This is a genomic window from Peribacillus frigoritolerans (genome assembly GCF_004358755.1).
GTDB lineage: Bacteria > Bacillota > Bacilli > Bacillales > Bacillaceae > Bacillus_P.
The window spans coordinates 922,364-946,271 of the sequence record NZ_SMZY01000001.1; the positions used below are offsets into that span (position 1 = coordinate 922,364).

Here is a 23,908-nt window from a genome sequence, read left to right on the forward strand (position 1 = left end):
TAGTTCTTTATACAATGAACATACCCCTTAATCTAAACATTCCTTGATAGTTAATGAGAATTACCTTCAAGAAGGAGTTAAGCATTTGAATATTAAAATAAATGAAAAAATCATTAAAGATAGATGTGGAACTGTCTCCTTCAAAAAAGGAGACTCTTTTTATCGGGCGAATCATGTGACATTTGAAAATTATGGTCCGGATGGTTGTGAAGCCACGGTTACAGGCAAGGAAGATTTTCATGTCGTGATTGAAGTGAATGAAAGCGGAGGTTTACGCACCACATGCAGCTGTCCAACGCTTGCTTCCTATCAAAAGGATTGCCAGCATATTGCAGCCGTTTTATTGTCGATTAATGAGCTTCAGCAGCAAGGAACAAGTACTGCTGATTCAAGCGTTCTACACTCTGACTCCTCAACAAATCAAGCCCTGACAAAGGGCTTGCTGACCATTTTTCATGATAAACCTATCCGATCAACCAAACATCAGCTTCACTTTGAAAAAAGGCAGGAGCTGGGTGCGGAGTTTATTGTTAAACCCATCAATATAGCTGAAAACGAAAACTTGTTTGGAATTCAACTTAAGATTGGTTTTACACAAGTGCAAAATATCCGTCAATTTCTTCGGCAGGTGAAAGAAAGTACGCCTAACCTTCTTTCCGATTCATTCACGTATGATCCAAACTTTCATTGCTTTCAAAATGATACAGATGCTGTGATTCAGCAGCTCTTACAAGTTATTTATGATGAAATGGTGTATATGGACGAGCAGCCTGGAAAATCAGATTATGTAAGCAATAAGAATATTTTGGTGATTCCTCCGTCTTCATGGGACAGGCTTCGTCCTTTACTGGAACAAGCGCCTTTAGTGAAGCTTGAGTATGACGGGAGTATATATGAGGGCCTTCGCTTAATGAACGAACCACTTTCTTTACAGTTTTACTTTTCTGAAGCGGGGGGCAAAGGCTTTCAATTGAAGATCAATGGGCTGAAACGAATGGTTGTATTGAATGCATATAGGTCTGTCTTATATGAAGGAAAGCTAGTACAAATGAAACGTGAGGACTGTAAACGTCTTTCAGACCTAAAACAGATGCTGGAAGCTTCGGGCACGAATCAAATTCCGGTTCCGCTTGAGCAATTAGAGTTTTTCATAGAAAAAGTGGTGCCGGGTTTGAGAAGACTGGGTAATGTCCAGATCTCTGATGCAGTATCAAAGAAGTTTTTAAAAACACCGTTACTAGCCAAGCTATATTTGGATCGGGTGAAAAACCGCCTGCTGGCGGGACTTGAGTTTCATTATGAAAACTTTGTCATAAATCCATTGGAAAGACGCGAACTTCCTGCAGGCTCAATGCTTGTAAGGGATGTGGAGAAAGAGGATGAGATCCTTGCGCTAATGGAGGATAGCTTATTTGCCAAGACGGACGGAGGATATTTTCTGCATAATGAGGAGCTTGAGTATGAGTTTTTGTACCATGTCGTTCCCAAACTTCAAAAGCTTGCCCAACTATATGCAACTACCGCTGTTAGAAATCGGATTTTCAGAGAGAATGCCCGTCCTCAAGTTAGTGTGAGGATAAAAAAAGAGCGGACCAATTGGCTGGAGTTTAAATTTGAAATGGATGGCATTTCAGAAACACAGATTCGTGAGGTACTACTCGCTCTTGAGGAAAAACGCAAGTATTATCGTTTGCGGAATGGATCGCTCATGTCGCTTGAGACAAGGGAATTTGAAGAAATCAACCGATTTCTGAATGCACTGCCGGTCCAAAATGAAAATCTGGAAAACGGATTGAATTTACCTATTGTCAAAGGACTTCAGCTGCTTGATGCTGCCGATGACCATGCATTTAAGTTAGAAGAATCATTCCATCAGTTCTTGGAAGACATCCGCAATCCGGGAGGTATAGAGTTTGAGGTGCCAAAGGATTTAGATTCAATCCTGCGTGACTATCAAAAGCAAGGCTATCAGTGGATGAAAACACTTGCCGGTTATGGTTTTGGAGGGATTCTTGCGGATGATATGGGGCTTGGGAAAACGATCCAAAGCATCACTTACATTCTATCTGAGCTTCCTGACATTCGTATAAAGAAGCTCCCGGTTCTTATTATTTGTCCATCTTCTTTGACGTATAACTGGCTAGGTGAAATCATGAAATTTGCCCCGGTTATAGAAGCTGTTGTCATTGATGGCAATAAAACAGAGAGGCTTGAGATTCAAAAGCACGCAGCGGATATGGATGTAGTCATCACTTCCTATCCGCTGCTGCGCAGGGACATCAATATGTTTGAGAAACAGGCCTTTCACACGGTGTTTTTTGATGAGGCACAGGCATTCAAAAATCCTGTGACACAAACAGCGAGAGCTGTGAAGAAGATAAAGGCAGAAAATCGCTTCGCTCTCACTGGTACACCGGTTGAGAATTCACTGGAGGAGCTGTGGTCCATCTTTCACGTTGTCTTTCCTGAACTGTTCCTTGGATTAAAGGAGTACAGTAACCTCTCAAGGAAAAAGATTGCACGAAGGATCCGGCCATTTTTGCTTCGCAGATTAAAAGAGGATGTTCTCCCAGAGCTTCCTGAAAAAATTGAGTCGATGGATTCAGTGGAGCTGCTGCCTGAGCAAAGGACACTGTACGCTGCTTATTTGGCGAAGCTGCGGCATGACACGCTTAAGCATCTGGACAAAGATAGTCTCAGGAAAAACAGGATCAAAATTCTGGCTGGTTTGACACGGCTGCGGCAAATTTGCTGTCACCCCGCTTTATTTGTGGACGGCTATAAAGGAAGCTCAGCGAAATTTGAACAGCTGAAGCAGATTGTAGAGGAATCCAGACTTTCTGGAAGGAGGGTGCTGATTTTCTCCCAGTTTACGAAAATGCTTGAGATTATAGGGAGAGATTTAGCTGCTCAAGAGAGCCCTTTTTTCTACCTGGATGGACAAACTCCATCAAAAGAACGTGTGGAGATCTGCAATCGATTTAATGCAGGCGAGCGTGATTTTTTCCTCATTTCCTTGAAGGCAGGCGGTACAGGTCTCAATTTGACTGGCGCTGATACCGTAATCCTCTATGACATTTGGTGGAATCCTGCAGTCGAAGAGCAAGCAGCAGACCGCGCCCACCGCATTGGCCAAAGAAATTCTGTACAGGTCATTAAGCTTGTCAGCAGAGGTACAATCGAAGAAAAAATGAATGAACTGCAAGAGAAAAAGAGGCAGCTGATTGAAGAAATTATTGATCCTGAGGATAAAGAGTCTACAGCTCTTACCGAGGAAGACATTCGGGAAATATTGATGATATAGAAGAAGTTAGGTGCAGTTCCAATCAATCTGCTGGTTGCCTTATAAAAGACTCTTTTCATAACTATTGTTGCATTTAGACAAGGTGTCTATAACTATTAGTGGATTGCAGCGGAAAGGAACGGACAACATTATAATAAAAAACAAAAATATATGCGAAAACAGCCTTATAAAATGTTGAAAGTATACCGATTCTAACGGGGCTGAAACGGTTTCCTCCATTAAGTCATTTTGAATTTAAGTACATTCCCTTTACAAGTGCATAGGATATTTTTATAAACTGTGAAGGGATTGAGAAAAATGCACAATGCTCCTTATATGTATCCATATCAGTATCGATATCAATACCAATACCCATATTATGTGAATGGGCCAATGAATAACAATGGCAGACAATCTGTTTACTGGACGTATCCTAATGAGATCATGCATGCAAACAGCTTTGATACTTATCGCTCTTCAGGCGGAGCCGGGAATATTTTATTAACAGATTACGGACCAAATCCATTTACCGTAAATATCAATGAAGCAACAAAGCAAAACAATACTTACCGGACTGCTTTATGGACAGGAACCCATTTACAAGTGACTTTAATGAGTCTTAATGCTGGTGAAGATATTGGTTTGGAAATGCATCCTGACGTTGATCAATTCCTGCGGATTGAACAGGGCCAGGGGATCGTACAAATGGGCAAGAGTAAAAATGACTTGAATTTTAAAAGAAATGTTTATGATGATGATGCCATATTCATACCTGCGGGAACATGGCATAATCTAACCAACACAGGTAATGTTTCGCTGAAACTTTACTCAATCTATGCTCCTCCTAACCATCCATTTGGCACTGTTCATGTCACCAAAGCAGATGCACAGGCTGCGGAAGAAGGAAGCGGAGATAGCAATGGAAAGACAGTTGTTTTTGGCAGAACTCCAGATGAATGGGTACAGTACACGGAATTTTTGGTAAATGAAGGGTTAGAGGACGTAAAAAGAGGAATAAATGCTACTCACATTCTTCAAGAATTTATTTTAATGGGAGTTCTTGTAGGAAAAGGGTATTCCCCTGAAAAAGCATACGAAACAGTTGAAGAATGGGAACGTACAGGAGAATCCAAACTTCTTCAGCAAAGCAAAAAGATGTAAAAGGTTTTGTTGATAGAAATAAATATTTAATAAATTGTTAAGGGTTTTGTCGATTCGGCAACCCTTTTTATATTTACACACCAAATGTTAGATCCCCAATCATGGACACTTTATGAAGGAGAAATGCTCTTTATTATAGAAGTGATGGGTATAGAAAAAATCGGTTTTTACAAGTTTACTGTTTTTATAAATGATAACTGCTCAAGGAGGAGATAACATTGAACCGAATTGAATTCCTTTTAAAAGTGCTCGATTCAACGTTTGATAAGGAGAGCTGGTATGCTCCGCTTAAACATGCAATGGAAGGAATAACAGCAGAACAAGCAAGCTGGAGACCCCCTGAAGAGGCAGCTAAAACAATCTGGGAGAATGTTAATCATCTCATTTACTACAAAGAGAGGCTTGTCGCAAACATGGAAGGCCGTGACTGGACACTAAATCTCAGCGGGGACGAAAACTTCTATCTCACGGAACAATCAAATGAAGAGAAGGATTGGAAAAAAGTCGTTGAACGAGCTGAAACCGCTCATCTCAATTTAAGAAAGATCCTAAGTGAAACTGCCGTTGAAGAACTTGAACAAAATGGTCTTGAAGGGAAACTGCTGGATATCTTTCTTCACGACGCATATCATACGGGTCAAATGATTCAAATCAGAAAAATGCAGGGGTCGTGGCCATCCCATCGCTGATTCGTATGTATAAACAGTTTGTTTTAGTGAATGAAATGCTTATTTAAAACTGATTGAGGTACTTCCCCGACATTTAATTTTGCCCATAAAATAACTGCACCTCCAAATGTTAGAATATGTCTAACATTTGGGGTGCAGTTTTTTATCAGTCATCTTTTCTGTCTGGATCATTCATATCTTCCGGATCTTCAATTGGATCCTCTGGGTCTGGATCTGAATCTTTTTCATCATCTTTATTCATTGTATCATTTTCATCTACACCTGGCGCTTCATCATTTCCATTCTCATTTTCATCCATGCCTGGTTCTTCCTCATTTTGTTCTTCTTCAGGCGGTGCCGGATCCTGATCATCGTTCGTGGCACACCCAGCAAGAAGGAAAGCTGAGACCAATACACCCATAAGCAGTGATAACCATTTTTTATACATCATAAAACTCCTTTCTATTTACATTGTTTTTACTATTTCCAGATGAAATAAAACTTATGTAGCCAAAAAACAAAAAATCTGTAAAGTGTACTAATAAAAACCATAAATGAGGAAAGTCTAACAAAACAGGATGAATAGAAAGGGACGCTTCTGGATCGACTGTTATTTCCTATATAATGATCAACATACATATAGAAGAGATTCATGAATATAAATTTCATAATCATTAACATAATGTTCACGTTTACAATGATGCAATAAGCTGATGAAGTGATAAACTAAAAGTATAAATTGGATGATTTTAGGGAGGAATCAGCATGTCACATTTTGGTGAACATTTAAAACATTATCGTGAGCTGAAAAACATGAGTCAGGAAGAACTTGCTTTTAAAGCGCGTCTTGGACGGCAAACCATCGAAAAGTATGAATCCGGTGAAAAAGTGCCTGACACCCAAACCATCTTAAAACTCTCTACGGTCTTAGATGTCCCTGCATCAGAACTTGTTGATAAAGAAAATTTTCAAAAGAAAAACAAAATAAATTAGAAAAAAGGCGTTTCTCTTAAGTAGAGAAATGCCTTTTTACACCTTAACGGTAAAGCTGCTAAAAGGAAAGAAGGTAAAGAAACCTTTTATTAAGTCTCCTATAGCAAACTTGTAATCTTTACAATCCATTTATGAAAGAAAAAAGTTTATTGAAAGAAATCCGAATCTCGCATTGTGAGAATTAGGAAAAAGGTGTAATATTACACTATAACCTAATTCAGGGAGTGTTGGGATGTTTTTAAAATGGTTTTTATATTTCGGATTAGTGCCATTTGCTTTATCCATTTTATCTGTTGTTTTATTAAGTGCTGGGCTAAATAGTATATACATAGCTTCACTTATAGTCTTTATCGCAGGTGGCTTTGCGGCAGGATGGCTGAAATCCAGAAAGCCGCATAAGAATGATATTTTGATCATTTCCCTGCCGCTTGTGTATACAACAGTGCTATGGGCAATGGCTATGCTTGTAAGCGGAGGATTTACCGGGGACGGCGCGTGGCTTTATTACGGAATTTTTCACCTGGCCTATGCACCGGTTTTTTTCTTTTCTTCTTTTGAAGGAGAAGGAAGAACTTTTTTATGGGCACCTCTTGCTTATGAAATAGCCCTACTAGTGCCGGTGCTGATTTCCCTGTTCCTAAATAAGCGTGTATTCGCGTTTTCCTTTAAAAAAGGGATCGCTATTCTTTCAATTATTATAATAGGAATCGGCACTGGAGCTGCTGTGCAAATGAATCGGAACAAAACAGTGCTCCCTTCATATGGCTTTGAGTATGGGGGCGGGTTTTCAAGTACGGATCTGACACCTTATGAAGTGACAAATCCTGATAACAAGCTGCCAAAACTGAAAAACGGTGCAGATTTTACGATTGAAAAATCGAGTGAAATGCCTGTTCTTGACGGGGCGGAAGCCGCCTTTCCTGTGTATTCAGCATTTGCAGAAGCGACCTACAAAAATGTCCGGTCAGTCGTCTCGATGGAAAAGGAAGTTGTCAGCTTTACTAACACCATTTATGCCTATGAACGGCTGCTGTCTGGTGAGGTCGATCTTTATTTTGGCGCTGAGCCATCCAAAGAACAGCGGCTGATGGCTGAGGAGGCAGGGAAAGAGCTTGTCATGACACCGATTGGAAAAGAGGCATTTGTTTTCTTTGTTAATCCCGGCAATAAGATTGACAGTCTATCCGTATCTGACATTCAGGGCATTTATTCTGGTGAAATTAATAATTGGTCTCAGCTTGGAGGCAAGGATGAAAAGATAGTTGCTTTTCAGAGGCCTAAAAACTCTGGAAGCCAGACACTGCTTGAAAAGATTATGGGGAATACGGCGATTGAAAAACCATTAAAAGAGGAAGTGCCTCAAGGGATGGGCGGCATCATTGAGCAAGTCGCTGATTATCGGAATTATGAGAACGCCATCGGGTTTTCTTTCCGCTTTTTTGCAACGGGAATGAAGGAAAATCAAGACATTAAGCTTCTTACAATTGATGGAGTCGAACCGGTTCCGGAATCTATTTCAAGCGGGGAGTATCCTTTTACCGCGAATCTTTATGCCATCAGCTTAAAATCAAATCCCAATAAAAACATCGACCCGTTTTTGGAATGGATGAGAGGGCAACAGGGTCAGCAGATTGTTGAAGAGATTGGGTACATAAGATATGAATGAACTTACCTTAATAACACTGTAACAAATATGACAACAAACACCCCTTCCTAAAAAAGGAAGGGGTGTTTGTTGTCCATCTTAACGTCTGCTTTTTTCTCCGCCTTTTTGTCCGATCTCCTGGTAAAACTCCTTATCATGTGAATCAGCGGTGGCTTGTCCGCCTTTGCGTCCAGCCTCCTCACGGCTCATTTTCCCTTTATTGTCAGAACTGCTGCTGCTATTATTTGACTGATTTTGATTTGAGGAACTTGCTTGTCCGCCTTTGCGTCCAGCTTCCTCACGGCTCATTTTCCTGTTATTGTCAGAACTGCTGCTGTTCTGATTCGATTGATTTTGCTGAGCGGCATTTGCCTGTCCGCCTTTTTGTCCGATTTCCTGGTAGAATTCCTTATCATGAGAGTCTGCTGTAGCCTGTCCACCCATCCGGCCGGCTTCTTCGGGGCTCATCTTGCCATTTTTCTGGTTAGCCATCATACATTCCTCCTTAGAATATGGATTTTAACTACGTTGTTTACTTACCCGTCTCTGAAGGGATAAAACGGAATTATGATAAAAAATTCCAAAAGGCCTAGTTAGAATCTGTTAAATAGATAATATGAACCAAGTGTAAAAAGAAAATGATGTATGAGTCAAAGGGGTCTTTTATATAGAAAAAGCTATGGTGTACGAAGAAAGGAAAATTACAGAATGAAAAAGTGCATGAATCTGGGATTAGATTGATGCACTTTTTATATGAGCAGCTGCCGCTATAATTAGTTCTTAGAATGAACCCGCGTGAAAGGGAATCAAGCTTTTTCCCTTTGGTCATATTCCTCCTTCAGGCGCTTAATATCTTCTTTAGGCGGTAAACCAAACATGCGCAAATATTCACGGCTGAATTGCGATGGACTTTCATAGCCTACCTGGAATGCAACATCTGCTGCATCTGCTGATTTTGATAATAACAAGCTTCGGGCTTCTTGAAGTCTCAGTTGTTTTTGGAATTGAATTGGGCTCATCGCGGTTATCTCTTTAAAGTGCCGATGAAGGGAAGAAACACTCATATTTGCTATTTCCGCAAGTTCCTCAATCTTAAATGACTTTTCATAGTTAGTCATGATATGTTCAATCACTTCACTGATATGATGGGTAGAACTTCCTTCTATTGCGATTTGTTTCAGCATGTCCCCATGTTCTCCTTGCAGAACCCTATAGATGATTTCTTTCACGATTAGAGGAGCGGGTACCTTGATGTCTTTTGGAGTATCCAGCAAACGAACTAATCTTGATACCGCGTCTAGCAAAGATGGATCTATTTTACTGACATACATACCTCGTTTAGCATTTTTCTTCTTGTCGGATTCCATTTGAAATTCACGTAACACCTCTAATATTTTACTAGAAGTGAATTCAAGTTTGAGAGCCAGATAAGGAATTTCGAAAGACCCTTCTGTGACTTGTCCGGTAATTGGCAGGTTAACGGATGCAACAAGGTAATCGGCAGGACCGTACCTGAATCGATCCTGTGAAAGCAATACCTCCTTCATCCCTTGAACGACAATGCATAAGGAAGGCTTGTGAACTCCGTAATTTGGCCCAGTTTCTTTAGAGTAACGGGAGAAAAATAAAGACGGTATTGAAGTTATTTGAGTCCCGTCCCTTCCTGTATGACTCTCTATGGTTTTTGCAAGCTCAACTCTTTGTCTGACTATTTGTTCAAACATAAATCCCTCCTTTGTTTACTTCATCCTCGATGGTGCCATTATAAAGCTAATTCACTTTCTTCGTAAATGGTTGTGAGAGTATTAGGCAATGGTTTGATACGAATGTGATACCAATGGCATTTTTATATGTTGCATAATGATGTAAAAGGATTAATTTCTAGGATTCCCCTGTCTGTAGTACGGGCAGGGGGAACAACCAGTTTGATAACCAGCAAATTAGCCGGTTATCTAATTGTTACTGCGTGCTCCATTCTGGTTATGTTTTCTTTGACCATTGTAAATATTTTCATCAATACTCTTATCCAGCAAGATACCACGAATGGTATTTTAGGGAAGGTGATGTCCATTCAGACTGCTCTCGTTATGACAGCGACTCCAGTTGGCCAGATCCTATTTGGAAATCTGCTTGATACATTTGCTAAAGACGTATATTTATTGATTTTTGGTGTAGGAATTCTCTGCCTAATTATTAGGATGGCAGTTAAAAGGGTATACAAAAGCAAGGAAAAGACGGTTTTATTGGAACATAGTGGAGGAATGTAAGATTCTTTTATAAGTAGATTGGAAGAATGAAAAACAACAGTCAAAAGGAACTCTTGGCAGTCCGGTAGTTCCTTTTTTCACTGTTGCCTGAATAATAAAACTTGAGTCAATTTTGCAAATTAGTTTAATCTTGCTCTAGGAGGATAAGTGATATTCCCAAGAATAACTGCATTTCCAGCACCTGTTGCTGCGGGAACGTTACTAGCGTTACCGTGATATGTTTCATTTGCAAGTAATGCGAATGCTACAGCTTCTTTAGATTCCGAAGAATAACCTAATTCCTCTTGAGTTATAACTTTGATTGAGTTGCCGAGTAAGGATTGAATCATTTCTAATAATGTGTGGTTGTAGCTACCGCCTCCACCTATAATCACTTCATCTATATCGGTCTTTGGGAAAATATAGGTCTGGTAATTCTCGACAATCGACTTAGCTGTAAACATTGTCACAGTTGTTAATATGTCTTCTTTTGAAAGTGTTTTAAAAGCTTCTAAAAGTTTTACAACATATTGTTTTCCAAACAGTTCTCTTCCAGTCGACTTAGGAGGGGCGCTCATAATGTATGGGTGATTCATACAATATGATAAGAGATCTGCATTCACTTTTCCTTGTTTAGCAATCTTACCGCCCTTGTCATAATTGATCCCGAATAATTGGCGGCACACTTCATCTATAATCATATTTCCCGGTCCTGTATCAAAAGCCTCCATATCACTTAGTGATGCACCCTTTGGCAGAACAGTTACATTCCCTATTCCCCCGATGTTTTGAAGTAGTCTTCCCTTAGTTTCACTCCGATAAAGGATATATTCTGTATAGGGGACTAAAGGTGCGCCTTGTCCTCCTGCAGCCATGTCCATCGTGCGGAAATTGGATATGACCATTGTGTCTGTGTCGTGGGCAATTACTGCAGCTTCTCCAATTTGGAATGTAGAGGGGACAAAATGATTCTCCGCCAAAGGCTGATGGTAAATGGTTTGTCCATGAGAACCTATAAGATTTAATTCTTCAATTGGAAGATTAGCTTTCTTACAAACTTCTTTTACGCCATCTGCAAATAATTTACCTAATTTGAAATTCAGACTGCAAATTAACTGCACATTAGAAGTCTCAACAGATAGGGACTGTATAATCTCTGATTCAATATCTTTTGGAAAGGGATAAGTGATGAACTCTATTATTTCTAAGTCAGTATCTAACCCACTATTGTGAACCCGAACCAGTGCGGCATCTATTCCATCTAAAGATGTACCAGACATTAATCCTACAATGTACATTTCCTTTTCCTGCTTTCATTAGAATTTATCAACGTTATTTTACTTTTACATGAATTGGTCTTGTTGGTTTGCTTTCATTGTGGGTACGGTCTAGGGCAGTTAGAACATATGTATACGTCCGCCCTTTTATTGCTGTTTTATCGAAGAAAACTTGACTCAAATTTTCATTATGAATAGTAGCTATCAAATTTCTAGAATCTTCAATATTTCCTTTTTTCTTCCCTTCAAAACGATAAATCGCATAATAGGAGGTATCACCATGATTCTGAGCTTCAACTTTTAGTTTTATGCCATCACTGGTTTGTTTTAATTGAATGACTTTTGGTGCATGTGGAGCACGATTATCTATCCAGGTCATTGGGGGAACTAATGCAGGATGTTTATATAAATCGGTAGTTAGACGATCTGCAATCCCAAGAGGATTTCTGCGTAAATCTTTTGCGCTGAAATGCATGCTCCCATCAAATTCTTCATAAGTTCTATTCAATTTTATCTGATTTGGCATTTCTTCTGGATTAAACCAGTTTTGTACACCGTTAGACACTGTATTAATCTTATAGGTTGCTTGTCCAATATAAAGGTGAACATTTTTTCCTTTGACCTCTTGTGTCCACCAATCAAGGAGCTTGGCGTAATCTGCAACAGGGAGGCCGATATTCCAATACAGTTGGGGTGCTATGTAATCTATATAGCCATTGTTGATCCACGTTCTGGTATCTGCATATAAATCATCATAATTTGTTTGCCCTGCCTGGGTATCAGATCCTGTTGGATCAGCTGATTTATTGCGCCACACGCCGAATGGGCTAATACCAAACTTGACATAAGGTTTTTCCATTTTAATAGCTAGATTGATATCTTCCACTAAGTTGTTAACATTGTTACGGCGCCAGTCTTCAACATTAGAAAAATTATCCATTCCATATTTTCGATAGGAGGCTTGATCAGGAAATGGCACTCCAGCAATCTTGTATGGATAGAAATAATCGTCCATATGGACAGCATCAATATCATATTGTTTAACGACTTCTATTATTCCATCAGTTACAAATTGCTGAACTTCTGGATTGCCCGGATCGAAATACAATTGTTGTCCATAGGGAATAACCCATTCAGGATTTTTTCTGGCAGGATGAGCCTCGGGAAGTTTTTCAAGGTCTGATAATTCAGCTGTCTTCCCTAAAGACATTGTAATTCGGTAGGGATTAAACCAGGCGTGGAACTCCATGTTGCGCTTGTGTGCTTCTTCAACCATGAATGAAAGTGGGTTGTAGCCAGGGTCTTTCCCTTGAACCCCAGTTAAATACTCTGACCAAAGTCCGTACTCAGATGGGTAAAATGCATCTGCCGTTGGTTTAATTTGCATGACGACTGCATTCATTCCCATTGCTTTTTGTTCATCCAAATAGCGCGTGAATTCTTCTTTCTGAGTCTCAATTGGCAATCCTGGTTTTGATGGCCAGTCAATATTCAGTACACTAGCCATCCATGCTGCCCGCAATTCCTCCTTTAAGTACACTGTGTTTTCTGGAATCAATCGTGACTCAGCGTTTGCAGCCGAATGTGAGGGGAGGATAAGAGAACCTCCTATGATCGCAGCCATTGCGAGTGAACCTGCTTTTCTTTTTACCCTTTGAATACCCATAACCAGTACAACCCCTTTAAAAATATTTATATAAATTATTTGTAAGCGTTAACAAATAATAAATATCTTATTTAACTCTATTTTCAAGAAAGAGAGATTTTTAGAAAATTCTACTAATGTCATTTTAAAATTTTTTTTTAAAAATGTATATAATATATTGATAATTATTTTTAAAAGTGTTATATTTTCATATATTAAAGCGTTTCCATATTTGCTGACAAAAAGGATGATGATTGTATGCTGGATCATTTAACAACAGAGCGTCGTAATGAGAGGACAATGCGTTTAGATGAAATGAAAACGCTTGAATTCCTCGAAGTGATGAACGAAGAAGATAGTAAAGTAGCTAACTGTGTAAAAAAAGAGCTGCCTCAAATTGCAAGAGCGGTAGATATGATCATTGAAGCCAAGAAACAAAATGGAAGGCTGATTTATCTTGGAGCCGGAACCAGCGGACGAATTGGTTTACTGGATGCTGTGGAATGTCCTCCTACATTTAATACGGACCCAAGTGAAGTCGTTGGGCTTATCGCAGGCGGGGAGAATGCATTCATTAAAGCGGTTGAAGGCGCAGAAGACAGTTTGGAATTCGGTATTGAAGATTTAAAAAAGAATCAATTGACAAATAAAGATGTTGTTGTAGGCATAGCTGCCAGCGGAAGAACGCCTTATGTTATCGGCGGTTTAAAATATGCTGCTCAGATAGGGGCGAAAACCATATCTCTAAGCTGCAACAGAGGTTCAGAGATTGGAAAAATAGCTGACATTGCCATAGAAGTTGTTAATGGACCGGAAGTGTTAACGGGTTCAACCAGACTAAAAGCCGGTACATCTCAAAAGCTGGTGTGCAATATGCTTTCTACAGCATCCATGGTAGGAGTAGGCAAAGTGTATGGTAACTTGATGGTGGATCTGCAGTTAACAAATGAAAAATTAGTTGAACGCGGAAAGCGAATTATTATGGACGCTACTGAATGTACATATGAAGTGGCAGAAGAGTTTCTCGAAAAAGCAAAATCACAGCCGAAAATTGCGATCGTAATGATCTTAACAAACCTTTCTTATGAAGAAGCAACAAATCGTTTAAAGACAGCTCATGGTTTTATAAGACAAGCGATCTAAATTTTAATAACTATTCTAGGAGGCAAAAAAATGAAGGTATTATTCGTTTGTTCAGGCGGAATGTCAAGTGCAATCGTTGTAAACGCTTTAAAAAAAGAAGGGGAAAAGAAGGGACAAGCTATTGAGGTATTAGCAGTAGGCACGCAGGAATTTGATTCAGAGGTGAAAAACGGGTGGGATGTAGCAATGGTAGCTCCACAGGTCAAACACCGTTTTGACGGATTCAAAGCATCAGCCGATGAAGCAGGCGTTCCTTGTGGAATAATCCCGGCTCAAGCATACAGCCCACTTGGTGGACCAGCATTATTAAAAATTATCACAGAGACAGTTCAAAAATAATCTTCTAAAACTCTTCAACCAAAGGGGAAAAATGTATGGAAAAATTCGTGTCTTTTTTAGAGAATAATTTATCGACACCAATGGCCAAATTATCTGAGCAAAAGCACCTCAGAGCAATTCGTGATGGAGTAGTGTCAGCTTTGCCGTTTATTATATTCGGAAGTCTTTTCCTTCTGATTGCTTTTCCGCCAGTGTCAGCAGATTCTGCTGTGGGAGAGTGGGCAGCAAAAAATATTGCAGAAATATTAATTCCATATCGTTTAACTATGTATATTATGACACTCTATATCACGTTTGGTATAGGATACAGTTTAGCCCAAAGTTATAAACTCGATCCGTTGTCCGGCGGATTACTGGCACTGGCAGCGTTTCTCTTCACAATCGGAATTAACACGATGGAAGGTGTCGGTTTTGTATTGCCAATGGTAAACCTTGGCGGACACGGACTTTTTGTTGGAATGCTTGTATCCATTTTTGCTGTAGAAGTTTTACGCCTTTGTAAAACTAAAAACATTACGATTAAAATGCCTGATTCAGTTCCTACATCAGTGGCACGTTCTTTCGAGGCATTAATTCCGGTAACACTCGTTTTGGTTGTTATGACAATTATCACAGTTGTTCTTGATGTTGACATGCATTCGCTAGTAGATAAAGCTGTAGCACCATTAGTCAGCGCAGGAGATACTTTACCAGGAGTATTAGTTCCGGTATTTTTGATTACTTTTTTCTGGTCATTCGGTATTCATGGAGTATCTGTTGTCGGAGCAGTTGCACGCCCGGTTTGGGAAGTCTATTTAGCGAATAACTCTGCAGCTGTCGCTGCTGGTAAAGCAATCCCTCACGTGGCACCTGAAACATTTTTCCAATGGTTCATTTGGATTGGAGGCTCAGGAGCTACCCTTGGTTTAGTCATTGCCATGCTCTTAACTGCCAAATCAAGCTATAGTAAAGCAATGGGAAAAGCTACAATTGTTCCAAGTATCTTCAATATTAATGAACCAGTTATTTTCGGTATGCCTATTGTTTTAAATCCTATTTTAATTATACCGTTTGTTGTCACACCTCTTATCGGTGCTACACTTGCCTATGTTGTAACTTCCATTGGACTGGTAAATCCAACTTATGTCATGGTGCCATGGACTTTGCCGGCACCTATAGGCGCCTACCTATCAACAGGAGGAGACTGGAGAGCAATAGTTCTATGTCTGACGAATATCGCCATTTCAGTTATTGTTTATTTACCATTCTTTAAGATGTACGACAAAAAGCTTCTTGCTATGGAAACTGCTGATACAGAAGTATCTGCAGACAGTAAAAAAATTGCCCTATAAGAGTATAAAGGGAGTTTGGAGCACATAGTCCCAGACTCCCTTTGTTCATTAGAAAAGAGGAAGATTACCATGAAGCAAGTGCACAGAATTCATTTCTTTTCATATAAAAGTGCTTTTTTATTTTTTTGTTTTATGCTTATTCTTAATCTTGTTTTAAATCCGATCTTATATGGATTTGGCATAGATAAAGAGCTATCTCTCTTTTTGGTAAATACAATTGGAATAAGTGCCTGTCTAGTTTTGATACTGGTGTTTATAGAGGGAAAGTTCAAAGAGAAGAAAAAATCAGGCCAGTTATTCTTGCTGTTGCTCCTGCTAAACGGTTTGATTTGTTTTTCTATTCTTTATGGCTAAGCAAAACTAAACTCTAAACTGAGGTGTATGAATTGATCAATAACAACATTGGATTAAAGGTAGCCACTATTGGAGGCGGATCCAGCTATACTCCGGAACTTATTGAGGGCTTTATCAAACGTTATCATGAATTGCCGATCAGAGAATTATGGCTGGTAGATATTGAAGCAGGCAGAGAAAAACTTGAGATTGTAGGAGATCTGGCAAGAAGAATGGTAGAAAAAGCCGGAGTTCCTATGGAGATTCATTTTACAATGGACCGACGCAAAGCTTTGAAGGATGCTTCATTTGTTACGACTCAGATGAGAGTAGGATTACTGGATGCGAGGATTAAAGATGAACGTATTCCTCTTCAAATGGGCTTGATAGGACAAGAAACAAATGGCGCGGGAGGTCTGTTTAAAGCACTTAGAACAATTCCGGTTCTGTTGGAAATTGCAGAAGAAATGCAGGAACTTTGTCCAGAAGCATGGCTTATTAATTTTACAAACCCTGCTGGGATGGTAACAGAGGCATTGCTGCGCTACAGCAGCCATAAAAAAGTAATTGGCGTATGCAATGTACCTTTTAATATGCATCTTTCTATTTCTAAAATGCTCGGTGTTGAAATGAATAGAGTACATATTGATTTTGCTGGTCTTAATCATATGGTGTTCGGACTCCATGTATATTTAGATGATCAGGAAATTACAAATAGAGTGCTTGAAATGCTCGGAGATCCTGAAATTCAGATGACGATGAAAAATGTTGCCCCTTTACCATGGAATCCAAGATTCTTAAAGTCATTAGGCGTTGTTCCTTGCCCTTACCATCGTTATTACTACAAAACCAGTAATATCCTAAATGAAGAAATGGAAGCATTTAAATCCGGAAAAACAAGAGCTGAAATCGTAAAAAAATTAGAAGAAGGACTTTTTGAATTATACAAAGACAAGGACTTGGACGTTAAACCGCCACAATTGGAACAGCGTGGAGGAGCATACTACAGTGATGCGGCATGTAATGTTATTTCGTCCATTTATAATGATAAAAAGGATATTCAAGTGTTGAATGTTCAAAACAAAGGATCAATTAGTGATATTGAGTACGATTCAGCAGTCGAAGTCAGCTGTATCGTGACTAAGAACGGCCCAATTCCTTTGACTATGGGGAGACTGCCGATTCAAATAAATGGATTAGTCCAGCAAATTAAATCCTTTGAGCGAATTGGAGCAGAAGCTGCTGTTGCCGGGTCATATGATAAAGCGCTATTGGCGCTTACAATTAATCCGCTTATCCCAAGTGACGATTTAGCTGAAAAGGTACTGCAGGAATTACTAAAAGCCCATAAAGAGTACTTGCCACAATTCTTTAATTCAGAAAGACTGCAAGAACCCGTTGAAATTTAAAGGTTCAATTAATACATTTTCAGGGAGTGTTATTGAAATGGAAGAGATAAAAAACCAAGAGATGGAAATATTTGAAATTATTTCGCATGGCGGCAATGCAAGAGGACTTGCATTTGAAGCATTAACAGAAGCGGAACAATTTAATTTTGAAAAAGCGGAAGAATTGATTAAACAAGCTTCTGATGAACTCAACTTAGCCCACAAAACTCAAACTAAATTAATTCAGGCAGAACTAAACGGTGCGCCGAGCGAGAAAACGCTGCTTATGATTCATGCTCAAGATCATTTAATGACGGCAATCAGTGAACAGAAGCTCATTGATCACATGATTCGCATTATAAAGAAATTAGCTCCGAAAGATTAATTAATTTGAGGTGAAAGTAAATGAAAAAGCTTGGCATTTCCATTTATCCTGAGCATTCAACTGTGGAAAAGGATAAAGAATATATAGCTCTAGCCCATAAGCATGGCTTTAAAAAGATCTTTACATGCCTTTTGTCAGTAGAAGGCGATAAAGAAAAAATTATGAGAGAATTTAAGGAAACGATTTCATATGCGAATGAATTAAATATGGAAGTCATGATCGACATTGCTCCGAGAGTTTTCGGAAAGCTTGGTATTTCATACAATGATCTATCGTTTTTTGCAGAGCTTGGTGCTTATGGAATTAGACTTGATATGGGATTTACGGGAAATGAAGAAGCCATAATGACTCATAATCCATATGATTTAAAAATAGAGATTCCAATGAGCAATGCCAATAAATATTTGGATAATATCATTTCATATCGACCTAAAAAAGAAAATCTGGAAGGCTCACATAACTTCTATCCACATCGCTATGCAGGATTGAGCTATGCACACTTTTTAAAATGCTGTGAGCAATTCAAAAAGCATAATATCCGTACAACTTCATTCATTAACTCACACTCAGCGACATTTGGCCCGTGGCCGGTTACAGAAGGGCTATGCACGCTTGAGATGCATCGTGAATTGCCAATTACAACTCAGGCCAAGCATTTATTTGCAACAGGATTAATTGATGACATTGTAATTGCCAATGCTTATGCATCAGAAGAAGAATTAAAGGCTCTCAGCATGGTAAACAGCCAGATGATTACGTTCCAAATTGAGCTGCATAGCACCATAACAGATTTAGAGAAAAAGATTGTACTGGAAGAGCTTCATTTTTACCGTGGTGACGTATCAGAATATCTTGTCCGCTCCACTCAGTCAAGGGTAAAATATAAACAAGAAGAATTCAAGCCAACGTATACTCCCGATATTAAACGAGGAGATATTCTAATCGAAAACGAGCTTTACGGCCAGTACAAAGGAGAACTGCAAATTGCTTTAAAAGATATGCACAATTCAGGTAAAACAAATGTCGTCGGAAGAATAGCTGAAGATGAAATCATACTCCTGGATTACTTACAGTCGTGGGATAAATTCCAGTTTACAATTGAATAAAATTAACAAGAAGGAAGGAATAGAAGGAATTCCTTCCTTTTTTTTTACTGAAAGGAGAAAGAAATGGACTACATTATTGGAGTAGACGGCGGAGGAACAAAAACAGAAGCAGTTGCTTATGATTTATATGGAAACAGATTAAATGAAGGTAAATCGGGGTTCGGTAATTTACTTGTTGACGAAGACAAGGCCATTGAACATATTATTCAAGCCATTCAAGATTGCATGGAGCCATTTAATATACATGAATGCCGGTATATTTGTTTAGGTTTAGCCGGTTATGGAGGTGTCGAGAACCCTTTAAAACTGGAAAATGCGTTAAACCAGGCATTTAAATCACCCTTTACTATCTTTAATGATGGTGTAATTGCACATGCAGCTTCACTGAAAGGGCAAGATGGAATTTTAACCATTTCTGGTACAGGCTCAGTCAGCATTGGTATTAAAAGTGGTCTTGAAAGAATGGCAGGCGGATGGGGACATCTTCTAGGAGATGAAGGGAGCGGCTATTGGATTGCAATGCAGGCATTTATCAAAATGACAGAAGAAGAAGATTGTGGTCTTCCACACAACCCTGTGACAGAAGAAATCCTCTCCGCCCTGGGGTATGATCGGGCAGCAGGAATAAAAAAATTCATCTACAAAGCATCGAAAGCAGATATCGCTGCCTTTACTCCCACAATTGTAAAACATGCTAATTATGGAGATGACTTTGCTCGCAATATTCTCGAAGAGGCCGGATCCTATCTTGCAAAAACAACTTTGAATGTTTGCGAGACGTTAAATTTCCCTCAAAATGTTACAATAGCAATAAAAGGAAGTATATTGACCAATATAAAAATAGTGCAAGATTCTTTTGTGAAACATCTTAAGGAAAGCAAACCAGACGCTGCCATTATCACTGAAGAGGTGTCTTCTACTTTAGGGTGTTACTATCTTGCTCTTAAACGTATTGGTACATGATGAGGAGAACAGACCTACTATGCATGTTGAAAATATCTTATTGAGAATCGAAAGCTTACTTAATCAATTGCCTAAGTCTGAAAAAAAAATCGCAGTGTATATTTTAGAAAACCCTAAAGACATAGTTAGAATGACAATTCATGAGCTTGCTTCTCAGGCTGCTGCCAGCAGTTCAGCAGTAACAAGATTTTGCCGTTCTATCGGGGTAAACAGCTTTTCAGAATTAAAAGTTTCTTTGTCTTCTCTTTTGGCGTATCCTGAGAAACAAGGTTTTTTTGATATTGAATTGAATGAATCTATATCCGCAATCAAAGATAAGATTGTTTCAAATTCTGTTCAAGCTATCCAAGAAACAGCTCATCTGCTTGACGAAGCAATTATTGAAAAGGTGATTGACAGCATTGAAGGAGCAGACATTATTTATGTTTATGGATTGGGCGCTTCCTGGCTTATAGCTGAAGATATAACACAGAAGTGGCTCAGGCTTGGGAAGGTTGTAAGTGCTTATCAGGATCCTCATATTACGACAACTGCACTTGCAGCATCCCCGAAAAATACTGTGTTTTTCTGTATTTCTAATAGCGGTGAAACAGAGGAAATCCTTCAACTTGTTGATATCGCTAAAGCATATGGCATAAAAACAATTGGATTATCGAGGTTTGGCAACAATCGCTTAGCAAAAAAAGTAGACATGCCTCTTCACCACGTTCGCGCTCCTGAAGCTAAATATAGAAGTGCAGCAACTAGTTCTTTATTTGCCCAATTTATAACCATAAGTATAATCTTTTATGCTTACTTATCTAAGTTTTATAATGAGAATAAAAATGAAATTGAGCGTTCAAGAGAATCTGTTCTAAAATTCACAAAGAGAAATACTGACTGAAATATATACAGCTTGGACATTAATTACTAGACTTTTCAGCATGACCTTAATTGGTTGTGCTTTTTTAATGTATAACAACAACATATTTTGATAATTAATTTTATTTATTTGTACTTAATATTGAAATTTAATTTTAAAGCGTGGTATTATTCTATTGGTAACGATTTCATAAAACGAAACAATTAAGGGGTTGTGAAAAATGAAACTGCTTGAAGCTAAAGACCATATTGAAATGAGCAGACTTGCAGCTGATATTATTCTTGAGCAAATACGTGCTAAAAGCAATGCAGTGCTAGGACTTGCTACTGAAGGAACAGTTCTTAAAACTTATCAAGAGCTTATTCTTAATCACAAGGTACATGGTACGTCCTTTGCCCAGGTAAGAACATTTAATTTAGATGAATATGTTGGCTTGTCTAAAAATCATGAAAACAGCTATCATGCGTATATGAAAAAACACTTATTTGATGAAATAAACATTCAGTCATCAAATACAAATCTCCCTAATGGAGAAGCAAAAGATTTAGAAAAAGAATGTATTTCTTATGAATCAATGATTCATAAAATGGGAGGCATTGATCTGCAGCTTCTTGGAATTGGGCAGAATGGGCATATAGGATTTAACGAACCTGGCACATCATTTAACTCAAAGACCCAAATTATAGAGTTAGAAAAATCTACGAGAATAGCGAATTCGAGATACTTCAATTCTCTAGACGAAGTGCCGACTCATGCTGTTACAATGGGGATATCTACTATTATGCAGAGTAAAAAAGTACTTCTCCTTGCTTCTGGTTTACAAAAAGCGTCCATTTTATATGAACTTTTCAATTCAGAAGTGACCGATGTTATTCCTGCTACAATTCTAAAGGAGCATCCGAATGTCATTATTATCGCTGATCAGGAAGCTTTGTCTAAATTGCATCAAGTTAAGGGAAATGTATACGCTAAATGATTGAAAAGGATGCTATGCTCCCACTTTATTATCAGCTGCAACAGTCAATTAAGAAGGCTATTCAAGAAAATGAATTAAATCCTGGGGATATGATACCTTCAGAAAGAGAATATGCTGAAAAATATAAAATAAGCAAGATGACCGTTAGGCAGGCATTAACTAACCTTGTGAAAGAAGGACTTTTAAACCGAGAACAAGGAAAGGGAACATTCATATGCCAAAAGAAAATTGAACACTCTTCTAGTGAGTTGGCAGGTTTTTCTGAAAGTATGATTTCAAAAGGAATTGAACCAAGTACTTTTGTCGTTAGTTTTATAGAAGTCAAAGCAAGCATTGAACAGGCTGAAAAACTTAAAGTAGAACAAAACACTACGCTCTACGAAATAAAACGTGTAAGATATGCAAATCAGCTTCCCATAGCTTATGAGATACTCAATATTCCCAAAGAACTTTTGCCGGACCTTACAACAAAGGTTGCAGTCACTTCAATATATGATTATATAGAACAAAAAGCAGGACATAAAATTCATTATGGAAGAGAAACCATTGAAGCTTCAATCGCACAAAACGAAGATGCTGATCTTTTAAAGTTGAAAGAAGGGGAACCTGTTTTGTTAATTGAACGTTTAAGTAAACTCAATTCAAATAAACCTTTCGAGATCGTTAAGTCGGTTTATCGAGCTGACAGATTTAGTTATGCAATTGATATGAAACGCAAGCGAGTATAAACTATTTTTTATATGCAAATTGAACTTAATACCTGGCCACGGAATAATTAGAGACCAGGCCGTTGATACGCTCCGTTAATTAATAAGGTCGATTTTGCCTGATCAACTTAGTGTAGCCTCTTCAATTAAACCCTTTGTTCAGCAAAGGGTTTTCGGTTTAGTTTAAACATTTGTTGATGGATATAAATCCTAATTGTATTAAGGAATTACTTTCTTTATATGGAATTAAACCTTTAAAAGACAATTGATTAAAAAGCTCATTGACCTAATGTCAATAAGCTTTATTAATCCAATTGGATTTTCATTTCTATTATATTTAAAGGACCTTGTGAAAAAAGAGCTGACAGTTTTTCTGCCATATATTCAGATGAAAACATCATATCATTTTGAAGCCACCAATCAATTATACCCACGACCGAATTCGATAAATAACTAAACAGCATATCATGAGGAATCGGCAAGGACACTGTAGGTGGGATATGTAATAAGCTGATACGAATTCTTTTTACGATTGGTACAAAACAATGTGAATTTAGTGAAGATAGAATGTTGAAGGATATTCCCCATATGGCACCATTACTGAAAGCAGCTTAGGGTTCATTAGTTAATATTCAATGAGTTTTATTTTGGAATATGATTTAGACATTTGAAGCACGGATTAGTCAGTAAAACCATTAAAGTACGGACTTTGATCCTGTCGGGCAGCATCACTGACATCCACCTCATGGAAAGGTTGGACGAAGGAATTTTGGAGCGTAGACTCTGTGAGACATGGGAGGGTTGACCTCCATGAGACATGTGGACATCCACCAGTGCGACCATACTTTTACTGGATAACCACTTTTTTGGATAGGAGTGGTTAGGGTGTTAAGAACTTTTTTCTCTAACATACCAAAAATATCCTTACTTTCAACTTACATCCATAACTTTGATGTCTAATTAAAAAAATCAGAATGAAATCTTAAGAAAAAGCTAAAAATCTAGAGTTATTCCTTTCTTTATAGAGGGAGGTAAATGGAATAGGGACGTTTGTTCAGTTATTGGTAAGAATATCGTACCTTATTAAATGTTGTTATTTTGGATTTTGCATTTACATATAATATTAACCAGAGTATTATAAATTTAATAATAAATGCGATGAAGAGAAGAGTAGATAAAATCAATTCTTTCTAGAGAGCTCCGTTTGGTGAGAAGGAGCAAGAATGATTTATTGAAACAAGCCTCTGAGTGTCATATCGGAACCTCATGGGGATGGTGTGGCGGGAGCTCCCGTTATAGAGCTAAGGTATAGAATGATTGTACTTGATAAGATTAGTATGGCGACATATTAATAAACTGGGGTGGCACCACGATTATAAAATCTCGTCCTCAAGACTTAGGTCTTGGGGGTGGGATTTTTTTGTTTTGTACATAGTTATTTTATATCTGCAAATTTA

The 23,908-nt window shown here is 38.4% G+C and carries 22 protein-coding genes and 1 other annotated feature; of the genes, 16 read left to right on the top strand and 6 right to left on the bottom strand.

Translation table 11 applies throughout. The annotated features are described in order from the left end of the window. Window positions 1–85 precede the first annotated feature (85 nt). The 3 genes from E2R53_RS04880 (at window position 86) to E2R53_RS04890 (ending at window position 5,133) form a co-directional block, all read left to right on the top strand. Window positions 86–3,304: an SNF2 helicase associated domain-containing protein gene (locus E2R53_RS04880; protein ID WP_133310647.1), complete on the top strand. Its 3,219-nt coding sequence runs from the start codon at window positions 86–88 to the stop codon at window positions 3,302–3,304. 297 nt (window positions 3,305–3,601) lie between these two features. Continuing rightward, window positions 3,602–4,444, top strand: a complete 843-nt coding sequence (locus tag E2R53_RS04885; protein ID WP_133310648.1) for a cupin domain-containing protein — start codon at window positions 3,602–3,604, stop codon at window positions 4,442–4,444. Window positions 4,445–4,662: 218 nt separating this feature from the next. After that, the gene (locus E2R53_RS04890) at window positions 4,663–5,133 is read left to right on the top strand and encodes a DinB family protein (protein WP_133310649.1); all 471 of its coding nucleotides are present in this window, start codon (window positions 4,663–4,665) and stop codon (window positions 5,131–5,133) included. A 145-nt stretch (window positions 5,134–5,278) separates the two neighbouring features. Here the strand turns inward: E2R53_RS04890 and E2R53_RS04895 are convergent, their stop codons facing one another. Continuing rightward, window positions 5,279–5,560 (bottom strand): hypothetical protein, encoded by a 282-nt coding sequence (locus E2R53_RS04895; RefSeq protein ID WP_070877691.1) that lies wholly within the window; start codon window positions 5,558–5,560, stop codon window positions 5,279–5,281. Window positions 5,561–5,877: 317 nt separating this feature from the next. Here E2R53_RS04895 and E2R53_RS04900 point away from each other — a divergent pair, with 317 nt between their 5' ends. Together E2R53_RS04900 and E2R53_RS04905 are read left to right on the top strand one after the other, a co-directional pair. Continuing rightward, on the top strand, window positions 5,878–6,105 hold the full coding sequence (locus E2R53_RS04900) for a helix-turn-helix domain-containing protein (RefSeq protein ID WP_070877682.1): 228 nt from the start codon (window positions 5,878–5,880) through the stop codon (window positions 6,103–6,105). 232 nt (window positions 6,106–6,337) lie between these two features. Beyond that, window positions 6,338–7,771 carry a PstS family phosphate ABC transporter substrate-binding protein gene (locus E2R53_RS04905; RefSeq protein ID WP_133310650.1) on the top strand — a complete coding sequence of 478 codons (1,434 nt, stop codon included), beginning with the start codon at window positions 6,338–6,340 and terminating at the stop codon, window positions 7,769–7,771. Window positions 7,772–7,849: 78 nt separating this feature from the next. Here E2R53_RS04905 and E2R53_RS04910 read toward each other — a convergent pair whose 3' ends face one another. Together E2R53_RS04910 and E2R53_RS04915 are read right to left on the bottom strand one after the other, a co-directional pair. After that, a complete protein-coding gene (locus tag E2R53_RS04910) occupies window positions 7,850–8,242 on the bottom strand; it encodes a KGG domain-containing protein (RefSeq protein ID WP_133311157.1) in 393 nt (130 codons plus the stop codon). A 314-nt stretch (window positions 8,243–8,556) separates the two neighbouring features. Continuing rightward, the gene (locus E2R53_RS04915) at window positions 8,557–9,474 is read right to left on the bottom strand and encodes an AraC family transcriptional regulator (protein ID WP_133310651.1); all 918 of its coding nucleotides are present in this window, start codon (window positions 9,472–9,474) and stop codon (window positions 8,557–8,559) included. 201 nt (window positions 9,475–9,675) lie between these two features. Here E2R53_RS04915 and E2R53_RS04920 point away from each other — a divergent pair, with 201 nt between their 5' ends. Further along, window positions 9,676–10,017 carry a hypothetical protein gene (locus tag E2R53_RS04920; protein WP_133310652.1) on the top strand — a complete coding sequence of 114 codons (342 nt, stop codon included), beginning with the start codon at window positions 9,676–9,678 and terminating at the stop codon, window positions 10,015–10,017. Between the two features lie 119 nt (window positions 10,018–10,136). Here E2R53_RS04920 and anmK read toward each other — a convergent pair whose 3' ends face one another. Together anmK and E2R53_RS04930 are read right to left on the bottom strand one after the other, a co-directional pair. Next, a complete protein-coding gene (gene anmK, locus E2R53_RS04925) occupies window positions 10,137–11,294 on the bottom strand; it encodes an anhydro-N-acetylmuramic acid kinase AnmK (RefSeq protein WP_133310653.1) in 1,158 nt (385 codons plus the stop codon). Between the two features lie 34 nt (window positions 11,295–11,328). Further along, entirely contained in the window at window positions 11,329–12,939 is a 1,611-nt protein-coding gene (locus E2R53_RS04930) for a glycoside hydrolase family 10 protein (RefSeq protein WP_286166069.1), read from the bottom strand. A gap of 237 nt (window positions 12,940–13,176) precedes the next feature. Here E2R53_RS04930 and murQ point away from each other — a divergent pair, with 237 nt between their 5' ends. The 10 genes from murQ (at window position 13,177) to E2R53_RS04985 (ending at window position 22,472) form a co-directional block, all read left to right on the top strand. Then, window positions 13,177–14,061 carry an N-acetylmuramic acid 6-phosphate etherase gene (gene murQ, locus E2R53_RS04935; RefSeq protein WP_133310654.1) on the top strand — a complete coding sequence of 295 codons (885 nt, stop codon included), beginning with the start codon at window positions 13,177–13,179 and terminating at the stop codon, window positions 14,059–14,061. A gap of 30 nt (window positions 14,062–14,091) precedes the next feature. Further along, on the top strand, window positions 14,092–14,400 hold the full coding sequence (locus E2R53_RS04940) for a PTS sugar transporter subunit IIB (RefSeq protein WP_133310655.1): 309 nt from the start codon (window positions 14,092–14,094) through the stop codon (window positions 14,398–14,400). A gap of 35 nt (window positions 14,401–14,435) precedes the next feature. Beyond that, a complete protein-coding gene (locus E2R53_RS04945; RefSeq protein ID WP_133310656.1) occupies window positions 14,436–15,731 on the top strand; it encodes a PTS sugar transporter subunit IIC in 1,296 nt (431 codons plus the stop codon). 389 nt (window positions 15,732–16,120) lie between these two features. Beyond that, entirely contained in the window at window positions 16,121–17,473 is a 1,353-nt protein-coding gene (locus E2R53_RS04955) for a 6-phospho-beta-glucosidase (protein ID WP_286166107.1), read from the top strand. A gap of 37 nt (window positions 17,474–17,510) precedes the next feature. After that, the gene (locus E2R53_RS04960; RefSeq protein ID WP_133310658.1) at window positions 17,511–17,837 is read left to right on the top strand and encodes a PTS lactose/cellobiose transporter subunit IIA; all 327 of its coding nucleotides are present in this window, start codon (window positions 17,511–17,513) and stop codon (window positions 17,835–17,837) included. A gap of 20 nt (window positions 17,838–17,857) precedes the next feature. Then, window positions 17,858–18,943 (top strand): DUF871 domain-containing protein, encoded by a 1,086-nt coding sequence (locus tag E2R53_RS04965; RefSeq protein ID WP_133310659.1) that lies wholly within the window; start codon window positions 17,858–17,860, stop codon window positions 18,941–18,943. 63 nt (window positions 18,944–19,006) lie between these two features. After that, the gene (locus E2R53_RS04970; protein ID WP_133310660.1) at window positions 19,007–19,906 is read left to right on the top strand and encodes an N-acetylglucosamine kinase; all 900 of its coding nucleotides are present in this window, start codon (window positions 19,007–19,009) and stop codon (window positions 19,904–19,906) included. Window positions 19,907–19,925: 19 nt separating this feature from the next. Further along, on the top strand, window positions 19,926–20,789 hold the full coding sequence (locus tag E2R53_RS04975) for a MurR/RpiR family transcriptional regulator (RefSeq protein WP_133310661.1): 864 nt from the start codon (window positions 19,926–19,928) through the stop codon (window positions 20,787–20,789). Between the two features lie 199 nt (window positions 20,790–20,988). Further along, entirely contained in the window at window positions 20,989–21,744 is a 756-nt protein-coding gene (nagB, locus tag E2R53_RS04980; protein ID WP_133310662.1) for a glucosamine-6-phosphate deaminase, read from the top strand. Further along, window positions 21,741–22,472 carry a GntR family transcriptional regulator gene (locus E2R53_RS04985; protein WP_133310663.1) on the top strand — a complete coding sequence of 244 codons (732 nt, stop codon included), beginning with the start codon at window positions 21,741–21,743 and terminating at the stop codon, window positions 22,470–22,472. Before nagB ends, E2R53_RS04985 begins: the two co-directional genes overlap by 4 nt. A 284-nt stretch (window positions 22,473–22,756) precedes the next feature. Here the strand turns inward: E2R53_RS04985 and E2R53_RS23755 are convergent, their stop codons facing one another. Beyond that, window positions 22,757–22,915 carry a TetR-like C-terminal domain-containing protein gene (locus E2R53_RS23755; RefSeq protein WP_353653476.1) on the bottom strand — a complete coding sequence of 53 codons (159 nt, stop codon included), beginning with the start codon at window positions 22,913–22,915 and terminating at the stop codon, window positions 22,757–22,759. Window positions 22,916–23,600: 685 nt separating this feature from the next. Continuing rightward, window positions 23,601–23,845, top strand: a binding site (T-box leader). Window positions 23,846–23,908: the final 63 nt, after the last annotated feature.

Bases quoted from the DNA above. Each gene is read 5' to 3' on its own strand.
- E2R53_RS04885 (WP_133310648.1), top strand. From the start codon at position 3,602: ATGCACAATGCTCCTTATATGTATCCATATCAGTATCGATATCAATAC.
- E2R53_RS04895 (WP_070877691.1), bottom strand. From the start codon at position 5,560: ATGTATAAAAAATGGTTATCACTGCTTATGGGTGTATTGGTCTCAGCT.
- E2R53_RS04900 (WP_070877682.1), top strand. From the start codon at position 5,878: ATGTCACATTTTGGTGAACATTTAAAACATTATCGTGAGCTGAAAAAC.
- E2R53_RS04905 (WP_133310650.1), top strand. From the start codon at position 6,338: ATGTTTTTAAAATGGTTTTTATATTTCGGATTAGTGCCATTTGCTTTA.
- E2R53_RS04910 (WP_133311157.1), bottom strand. From the start codon at position 8,242: ATGGCTAACCAGAAAAATGGCAAGATGAGCCCCGAAGAAGCCGGCCGG.
- E2R53_RS04915 (WP_133310651.1), bottom strand. From the start codon at position 9,474: ATGTTTGAACAAATAGTCAGACAAAGAGTTGAGCTTGCAAAAACCATA.
- anmK (WP_133310653.1), bottom strand. From the start codon at position 11,294: ATGTACATTGTAGGATTAATGTCTGGTACATCTTTAGATGGAATAGAT.
- E2R53_RS04930 (WP_286166069.1), bottom strand. From the start codon at position 12,939: ATGGGTATTCAAAGGGTAAAAAGAAAAGCAGGTTCACTCGCAATGGCT.
- murQ (WP_133310654.1), top strand. From the start codon at position 13,177: ATGCTGGATCATTTAACAACAGAGCGTCGTAATGAGAGGACAATGCGT.
- E2R53_RS04940 (WP_133310655.1), top strand. From the start codon at position 14,092: ATGAAGGTATTATTCGTTTGTTCAGGCGGAATGTCAAGTGCAATCGTT.
- E2R53_RS04945 (WP_133310656.1), top strand. From the start codon at position 14,436: ATGGAAAAATTCGTGTCTTTTTTAGAGAATAATTTATCGACACCAATG.
- E2R53_RS04960 (WP_133310658.1), top strand. From the start codon at position 17,511: ATGGAAGAGATAAAAAACCAAGAGATGGAAATATTTGAAATTATTTCG.
- E2R53_RS04965 (WP_133310659.1), top strand. From the start codon at position 17,858: ATGAAAAAGCTTGGCATTTCCATTTATCCTGAGCATTCAACTGTGGAA.
- E2R53_RS04970 (WP_133310660.1), top strand. From the start codon at position 19,007: ATGGACTACATTATTGGAGTAGACGGCGGAGGAACAAAAACAGAAGCA.
- E2R53_RS04975 (WP_133310661.1), top strand. From the start codon at position 19,926: ATGCATGTTGAAAATATCTTATTGAGAATCGAAAGCTTACTTAATCAA.
- nagB (WP_133310662.1), top strand. From the start codon at position 20,989: ATGAAACTGCTTGAAGCTAAAGACCATATTGAAATGAGCAGACTTGCA.
- E2R53_RS04985 (WP_133310663.1), top strand. From the start codon at position 21,741: ATGATTGAAAAGGATGCTATGCTCCCACTTTATTATCAGCTGCAACAG.
- E2R53_RS23755 (WP_353653476.1), bottom strand. From the start codon at position 22,915: ATGCTGTTTAGTTATTTATCGAATTCGGTCGTGGGTATAATTGATTGG.